Source organism: Rouxiella silvae (assembly GCF_002093625.1).
Lineage (GTDB): Bacteria > Pseudomonadota > Gammaproteobacteria > Enterobacterales > Enterobacteriaceae > Rouxiella > Rouxiella silvae.
The window spans coordinates 1-6,807 of the sequence record NZ_MRWD01000106.1 but is presented as its reverse complement, the minus strand read 5'-3'; the positions used below and the strand labels follow the sequence as shown (position 1 = coordinate 6,807).

Sequence of the window (6,807 nt, the reverse complement as noted above, 5' to 3'; positions counted from 1 at the left end):
ACTCTCGATAGGGGCTAAATAATGGCTCTGGTTTATTACATTATTAATCGAAATTAATGAGGTTTAAATTATGAATGAGACTTCGAACTCTCTGAACCTGAATATCTCTGAAGATATTTCCTCTGAACTTGTGGAGTTTTTTGAGCAACAAGCCGCGGTTGGCATTGGTGGTGGCTTAGGAGGCCATAACGCAAACAACGATCTGATTACCTACGACGATTAATTAATATTGAGCAAAATATACTGCTCTGTTGAATATTACAGAGCAGTTTTAATACAGGAGATGGTATGTACAAACTCAGTTCAAGTATGAGGATTCGTACTGCGGAAGAGTCTCTGGTGCTTGCGCGACAAGTAGCCAGAACAATGGGGGTGACAAGGGTAACAGATATCACCTGGCTCGATAAAATTGGTATGCCTGTGTATGCAGGAATTAGACCTTATGCTGCCCGTGGGTCGCTGAATGTACACAATGGAAAAGGGCTTCTGGCCAGTGAAGCAAAAATTGGCGCGTTCATGGAGTCTATAGAGTTCTCTCTGGCCGAAGGTAAAAAGCATCAACACCGCATCAAAAAATGCCAGCTCAAGGATGTTCAGGCTTCTCTACCGCCAGGCCTGCCATTCTCCGCCTTTGGTACGAAACTGGGTATAACTTTCTCGCAGGATGAAGAAGTTAACTGCGTTGAAGCCACCGATATCATCAGCGGATTAACCGCATTAATTCCCGCAGAGCTCATTTTTCACCCAGTTAATCTCGAAGGTCAGCGCTCGTTTTATGGTGGTACAACAACAAATGGTCTTTGCTCAGGGAATTCCCTGATAGAGGCCGTAGTTCACGGAGTATGCGAAGTCCTTGAGCGTGATGTTAAATCGTTTGACAGCCTTTATCATCACTCAGCTCTTGTGGATATTTCAACAGAGCCAGAAGTGGTTAGACTGCTGCGTCAGAAAGTCGAGGCTGCCGGTTTGCTGTTAGCGCTACGTAAAACAACCAATATCTGGAAATTGCCATTCTACTCTGCCTTTGTTCTCGAGCCTGATATCGACAGTCCGATTTCTGTCGCGGATGGCTATGGTTTGCATCCCGATGCAGAAATTGCAGCAACCCGGGCGATAACTGAGGCAGCACAGAGCCGGCTAACCCATATTCACGGCGGACGGGATGATATTGTCAAAAGAATTAACTTTTATCAGGCTAATTCGAAGTTAAATGAACAAGAAATTGTCAGTGACCTTCGAAGTACGATACTGAGCAGTGATCGTATAACTTCCTTCCTCGATGAAGAAGAGTTCTTTTCTCCACCGGATACTCTGGATGCTCTTTGGCTGGGTATTAAAACCCGAATGGCGGATCAGGACATACATCATTGTTTTGTATACGAACTCAGTCCACCAGGTTTTCCATTCAGTGTGGCGCGTGTGGTTGTGCCATATGCTGAGTTTATCGAAAGCGAGATGCAGAGAGTTGGACCACGCTTCTTGGAAGCTTTCCGTCGCAAAAAGCTACGTTTTGGGTGTAAAGATGCATAACGATACTCTATTCCTTTATATCGGCCCCACATCTTACAACCTAGAGCTGAGTGACTTTATCCCGCCTCGCACCCAGGTGTTACCTCCGGTAAGACGTGGAGACATTCAACAGCTTATCGAGCAGGAATTACCGTCTATCATTGTTATCGTGGATGGAACCTATCACGACTTTCCCGCGGTGTCCCATGTCGAGATCAAAAATGCGCTGAGTCTCGGCTGGCAGGTCTGAGGACTGAGCTCAATGGGGGCCATCAGGGCCGCAGAGATGCACGCATTGGGAATGCAGGGCTATGGTTCTGTTTTTCAGCAGTTCGTTGAGAATGAAGATTTACCGGACGATTATGTTGCCTTGGTGCATAGCACAGAAACACCTTGGTTTCCGGTAAGCGAACCTCTTGTCCACTTGGAATCATTGCTAAATGATGCTGTCGATTTATCAATTCTAACGCCTGAAATATGCCGTCAGATAATGGAAGAACTGACGAATATGTGGTTTGGCGATCGTACAGTCAGCTACCTGAAAAAAAGATCTCACGTTCTGATGAATGGTCAAAATCAGGCTCTTTGCGACCTGTTCAGCCAGATGGATAAATATCGGCTAAAAAGTCGTGATGTAGTGAGTTTTTTCCGTGAACAGCCATTTCTGACCACCAGGAGTTCCCATGAATACCCCGTCAATTAGCCTTATCGACAAAATATGTGGCGTGCCAATGATCTCTGGCTCCTTTAATGCACAAATTCTGATTACTTTAACAGCGCATTATCGTCATATTGCGCTGAATGTTTTTACGCGGATTGCTGATTACCTCAGTCCGGATGTAATTGAAGCCCCAGTGCAACACAGGAATGCTGCACTGGGAATTGAATATCCGGAATATGCCATGCTTTCTGCGCAAGAAGAACTCGCGGTTAACGAAGCCATTAGAGCGATTATTACCATTGTCCCCGAATGGGAGATCTACTTCTCATTGCCGGTCAATTACAGAAAACTCAGTGCGGGGAAAAATATGGTCAGTCTGACCAATCATCATATCCCGCAAGTGATTTTTTTAGGTGATAAAGCTTTCAAGAGTGAACACTGGCTAGCCGAAGTCCTGATCCATGAAAATGCACATGTCTGGTTGGGGATGCTTTGTGAAATGAACCATTTTTATGAGGCTACCCAGGAAAAATATTACACGTTGCCCTCCGGAACCAAAAACAAAGATGCCCGAGGGGTCATTTTTGCTTCGCATTTTGCCGCCTGCACGCTTGTGTATTACAGGAGAAAGAAAACCAACGGTTGCATTTCTTCAGAGGAAGCTGAACGACTTTTCTTTCTGGAGAAATACTACGCAGGATGCATGACTCAGTTAATGGAAATGAAGGAGTTGACCGAGACAGGCAAGGGCATCGTAAGGATGATGGGGGAGGAAATACATTATGGCTAAATTAATTCTGCCGAGGCAGTTGATGCAGTACACCACGCTGACAGATGAATTTGTCTGTCCGGCTCTGACGCTCGGGCAAGCTCTGGAGTCTCTTGTGCAAAGCTATCCCATGCTGAAAACCCAGATCTTTAACAACGACAGCACGGTGAGAAATTTCGTAAACATCTTTGTTAATGACGAGATGATTGACGATTTAACAATGCCGGTGCAGGAAAACTCGCGAATTCAAATCATTGCCGCTGTAGCTGGAGGCTAAAATGCAACACTCATTATCTACTGATGAAAAGGAATACTACTTAAGGCATTTCTCATTGCCCGGTTTTAACGAACAGACGCAGTTGAAGCTGAAAGCTGCCCGGGTCCTCGTTATTGGGAGCGGTGGTCTTGGCGCTCCTTGTCTACAGTACCTCGCCGGTGCCGGTATTGGCCATATTGGGATTGCCGATCACGATACGATTAGCTGTAGTAACCTCCCACGTCAGGTGCTGTTCAGTCATAGAAATATCGGGGAGAGTAAAGCAGAAAAGGCTGGTGAACGTATCAGCGCGCTGAACCCCTTTATTTCCATTGAGATTTTTCCGGAAAAAGTCAGCAGGGAGAATGCTAGAACTCTTGTCCGGCGGTTCGACATTGTTGTTGATTGCACGGATAATTTTGATGCGAAATATCTGCTCAATGACATCTGTGGCGAACTAAAAACCCCTTTGGTCTATGCCTCTATTTTTCAGTACGAAGGACAGCTGGCGGTTTTCCATTATCCTGGAAAGGATCAGGAAGTGCTTAGCTATCGAGATCTATTTCCCGAGCCACCGCAAGCCGAATTACGAGAAAACTGCAGTGATGCTGGCGTTCTTGGTGTATTACCCGGCGTTCTCGGTACTTTGCAGGCTGGAGAGGTCCTGAAACTGGTCACAGGCCTAGGTGAGGTTCTCAGTGACAGAGTCATGACATGGGATGCTCTTAATAACCGCACCTCCCAGCTGCGGTTAAAGCCTCGCCGGAATATCACGTCTGCGGTAAAAAACAATCCACCAGAGTCTTCTGAGAATATTGATTTATCCCTTTTACTGGAGATGAAGATACGCCGGCCTGAAATGCTGTTATTGGATGTCAGGGAGTCAGCAGAGCGGGAATTCTTTTCTATAGGAGGTCTGCACATCCCTTTACGGGAGCTCCCGGATCATATTGATATGCTTCCTCGCGATCACCCCATCGTCTGTTACTGTAAATCTGGTAGCCGCAGCCTCCGGGCGGCATTGTTTCTCCAGGACCAGGGTTTCAGAGAGGCTTTTAGCCTGAAAGGCGGGGTAATGGGGCTCACACAGGCTGAAAAACTACGATTACAGAACATGGATGCTTTACATGATGACTGATCGCTTTCAAAGCCTCGGACCCGTTTTTTTTCTGCTGCAGACCGGTACCTCTCTCAGCCAGATTTCCGGGCATATCTTTCGCCTAGCTCTGGCATGGTGGTGTCTGCAGGAAACTAATTCTGCTGTTGCATTTTCATCACTGATTGCCTTTTCAGTGGCTGCGGAGGTATATCTCAAGCCATTTCTTGCCTCACTTGGCGATCAGTTCAACAGGGTTAAATTCATATTCATCTGCCAGATAATCATTCTGGCGATAATGTCGCTGTTCTGCCTTGCCGGCGTTGGCGGGGAGTTTCATCTGGCTGCTGTAACCGTGGGTCTTATCAGTATGAGTGCGGTCATTGCAGTCAGAGAACCCACGATTATGGGACTTATTCCGGATCTGGTTGGAGAAGGATATGTATCCATGGCAATTTCCCGTCGCTCAGCCATCAACTCGGTAATTATGCTGACGGGACCTGTAATTGCAGCAACACTGATATCTTTTGTCAGTATTGGATTTGCACTGTTTACTGCAGCCCTTCTTCAGAGCTCGTCAGCACTGACATTTCTTCGACTTATGGGAAAAGGATCTCTGACCGCATCGGCAATCTGTGAGCATGAAAGCTGGTTCAGTAAAACGCGTGGCGGATTCACGGCTATGTATCGTGTAAAGCCAGAACTGCATATTGCTATTATTTCTGCCTTGATCAATTTCACTATGTTTCCCTTTTTTTCTGTCACGATTCCTTACTGGATCAGTACTGAACTTCATCTGAGCGCTTCTTATCTAGGGGCATATGAATTTTCGTTTGCTCTCGGCCTGCTCACAGGCAGTCTGTACCTTAATACTCTGCTGCAGAGCTGCATTGGACGGTTCTGGAATGTTGTTACAGGGTTTCTACTCTTGGGTTGTAGTGTCATCGGTACCGTGCTGGCACCGACTATCTACCTTTCAATAGGACTCGCATTTTTTAGTGGTCTGGCATTTATTTTTATCAATGTGAACCTGAGTACCCTACGTGCCACGGCTACTCCAGGGAACTACCGGACACGGATGAGTGCGATGGCTGCATTCCTCTCAAGCCTTGCAAATCCCTTCGGTGTCATTATTGCAGGCTGGTATATGCACTGGCTCGGAGTCATTCCTTTCGCAGTTCTGTCTGGTATAGCAGTGATCCTAGTGGCGCCCATACTGTTATGGTCATGGCATCTTAAAAACGCCCTGTCGCTGGAAGAAGTGGAGATGCAGGGCTATTACGCAAAAACTTATCCAGACGCATTCACCGAGAGAGGTTGATATGACTCGAACTCCAGCACCTCCGACCCTGTCGTCTCTTCTGGGGGCTGATAATTACAGGGATTTACTGTCTCATTATTCACAAAAGACTCTTTACCGAACGCGGTTAGCCGAAACCGCTGCAGGAAGCATTTTGACCCTTGGCGATCTGCAGGACATTCTGAACACACGCCGATTGTCCTTCCCCCGTTGTCGCCTTGTCCAGGATGGAAAACCCTTAAATCCCGCAGGTTATCACGAGGAAGGGCCCACAGCTCTTGGTCAGCGCATCGTAAAAATTGCGCCCGAACGAGTTATGGAAGCGGTAAGTTCTGGTGTAACTCTGGCCATCGATTTCATCGAGGATTTATCTGCACAGGTTGGTCATCTTGCCGGTGCTATAGCCACGGAATTTCAGGAGCGAACAGGAGCTACTGCATTCTTCAGTACCGGAAGCAGCAAGGGATTTACTACTCACTGGGATAATAGTGAGACGCTGATTTTTCAGCTCAGCGGCAAAAAAAAATGGAATATATGGACACCCACGTTCAACTCTCCGGTCAGTGACAATAAACACGAATTGCCTCCCCCATCTTCGCCCCCCTCAGAAAGCCTGACACTGGAAGAAAATGACTTCCTGTACCTGCCCAGGGGCTACTGGCATGCCCCTGAGCCCTGCGGTAGCCATTCATTGCACATCTCATTTGCATTTCGGCCACGAAACGGCATCGATTTCACCAAATATCTTCTCCAGAAATTGGGAACAGAACTCAAATTTCGGGAGGATATTGATAAGTCTATTTCTGGTATGGCGCTTCAGGAATACGTTGACACATTGTATGAAACGCTTGAAAAGATAATGACACCCGAAAACCTCATATCGTTTCTGACTGAAAGTAGTCATCGGAAATTTATATCCACTCCGTTTTGTATTGAACAAATGATTGATTGCGGATTAAAACATGAAACAACGCATACTGATAAATAATGACAGTATAAGTGGTACTGTGCAGGCCTATAATACGATACACAGCAGTGTGAGTGATGGCACTCTGTTTCAGTCTTGTCTGAAACATGTCTTGGGAAAAGATTTTGTACAAAATGAGGGTCAGTTTTCTTTTGTTGGACATAATGCACTTAGATGGATAATTCAGAAGTTAAAGTTGAATAAAAATATTTGTATGGCCGCTGAAATAGGATGTGGTAGCTGTGCATT

10 protein-coding genes are annotated in these 6,807 nt (G+C 46.2%); all 10 read left to right on the top strand.

From position 1 onward, the window contains the following. Positions 1–70: 70 nt before the first annotated feature. Positions 71–223, top strand: a complete 153-nt coding sequence (locus tag BS639_RS24955; RefSeq protein ID WP_158086949.1) for a hypothetical protein — start codon at positions 71–73, stop codon at positions 221–223. A gap of 65 nt (positions 224–288) precedes the next feature. Then, positions 289–1,530 carry a YcaO-like family protein gene (locus BS639_RS24330; protein ID WP_084984620.1) on the top strand — a complete coding sequence of 414 codons (1,242 nt, stop codon included), beginning with the start codon at positions 289–291 and terminating at the stop codon, positions 1,528–1,530. Beyond that, on the top strand, positions 1,523–1,759 hold the full coding sequence (locus tag BS639_RS24325; protein ID WP_084984619.1) for a hypothetical protein: 237 nt from the start codon (positions 1,523–1,525) through the stop codon (positions 1,757–1,759). The genes BS639_RS24330 and BS639_RS24325 overlap by 8 nt, the downstream gene beginning before the upstream one ends. Before the next feature lie 12 nt (positions 1,760–1,771). Beyond that, positions 1,772–2,212, top strand: coding sequence for a TfuA-like protein (locus BS639_RS24320; RefSeq protein ID WP_084984618.1), 441 nt, complete (start codon positions 1,772–1,774; stop codon positions 2,210–2,212). Then, entirely contained in the window at positions 2,193–2,960 is a 768-nt protein-coding gene (locus tag BS639_RS24315; RefSeq protein WP_055783694.1) for an HEXXH motif-containing putative peptide modification protein, read from the top strand. Before BS639_RS24320 ends, BS639_RS24315 begins: the two co-directional genes overlap by 20 nt. Then, entirely contained in the window at positions 2,953–3,216 is a 264-nt protein-coding gene (locus tag BS639_RS24310) for a MoaD/ThiS family protein (RefSeq protein ID WP_055783693.1), read from the top strand. The genes BS639_RS24315 and BS639_RS24310 overlap by 8 nt, the downstream gene beginning before the upstream one ends. A 1-nt stretch (position 3,217) precedes the next feature. Continuing rightward, on the top strand, positions 3,218–4,333 hold the full coding sequence (locus BS639_RS24305) for a HesA/MoeB/ThiF family protein (protein WP_055783692.1): 1,116 nt from the start codon (positions 3,218–3,220) through the stop codon (positions 4,331–4,333). After that, complete coding sequence (locus BS639_RS24300; RefSeq protein WP_139804185.1) at positions 4,323–5,612, top strand: MFS transporter; 1,290 nt, start codon at positions 4,323–4,325, stop codon at positions 5,610–5,612. Before BS639_RS24305 ends, BS639_RS24300 begins: the two co-directional genes overlap by 11 nt. Before the next feature lies 1 nt (position 5,613). Next, positions 5,614–6,579 carry a JmjC domain-containing protein gene (locus BS639_RS24295; protein ID WP_084984617.1) on the top strand — a complete coding sequence of 322 codons (966 nt, stop codon included), beginning with the start codon at positions 5,614–5,616 and terminating at the stop codon, positions 6,577–6,579. Beyond that, positions 6,554–6,807, top strand: a 254-nt coding sequence (locus BS639_RS25080) for a hypothetical protein (protein ID WP_206601183.1), incomplete at its 3' end; no start/stop codon positions are given. The genes BS639_RS24295 and BS639_RS25080, both read left to right, overlap by 26 nt.

Coding starts and splice junctions, on each gene's coding strand:
- BS639_RS24955 (WP_158086949.1), top strand. CDS start 71: ATGAATGAGACTTCGAACTCTCTGAACCTGAATATCTCTGAAGATATT.
- BS639_RS24330 (WP_084984620.1), top strand. CDS start 289: ATGTACAAACTCAGTTCAAGTATGAGGATTCGTACTGCGGAAGAGTCT.
- BS639_RS24325 (WP_084984619.1), top strand. CDS start 1,523: ATGCATAACGATACTCTATTCCTTTATATCGGCCCCACATCTTACAAC.
- BS639_RS24320 (WP_084984618.1), top strand. CDS start 1,772: ATGGGGGCCATCAGGGCCGCAGAGATGCACGCATTGGGAATGCAGGGC.
- BS639_RS24315 (WP_055783694.1), top strand. CDS start 2,193: ATGAATACCCCGTCAATTAGCCTTATCGACAAAATATGTGGCGTGCCA.
- BS639_RS24310 (WP_055783693.1), top strand. CDS start 2,953: ATGGCTAAATTAATTCTGCCGAGGCAGTTGATGCAGTACACCACGCTG.
- BS639_RS24305 (WP_055783692.1), top strand. CDS start 3,218: ATGCAACACTCATTATCTACTGATGAAAAGGAATACTACTTAAGGCAT.
- BS639_RS24300 (WP_139804185.1), top strand. CDS start 4,323: ATGATGACTGATCGCTTTCAAAGCCTCGGACCCGTTTTTTTTCTGCTG.
- BS639_RS24295 (WP_084984617.1), top strand. CDS start 5,614: ATGACTCGAACTCCAGCACCTCCGACCCTGTCGTCTCTTCTGGGGGCT.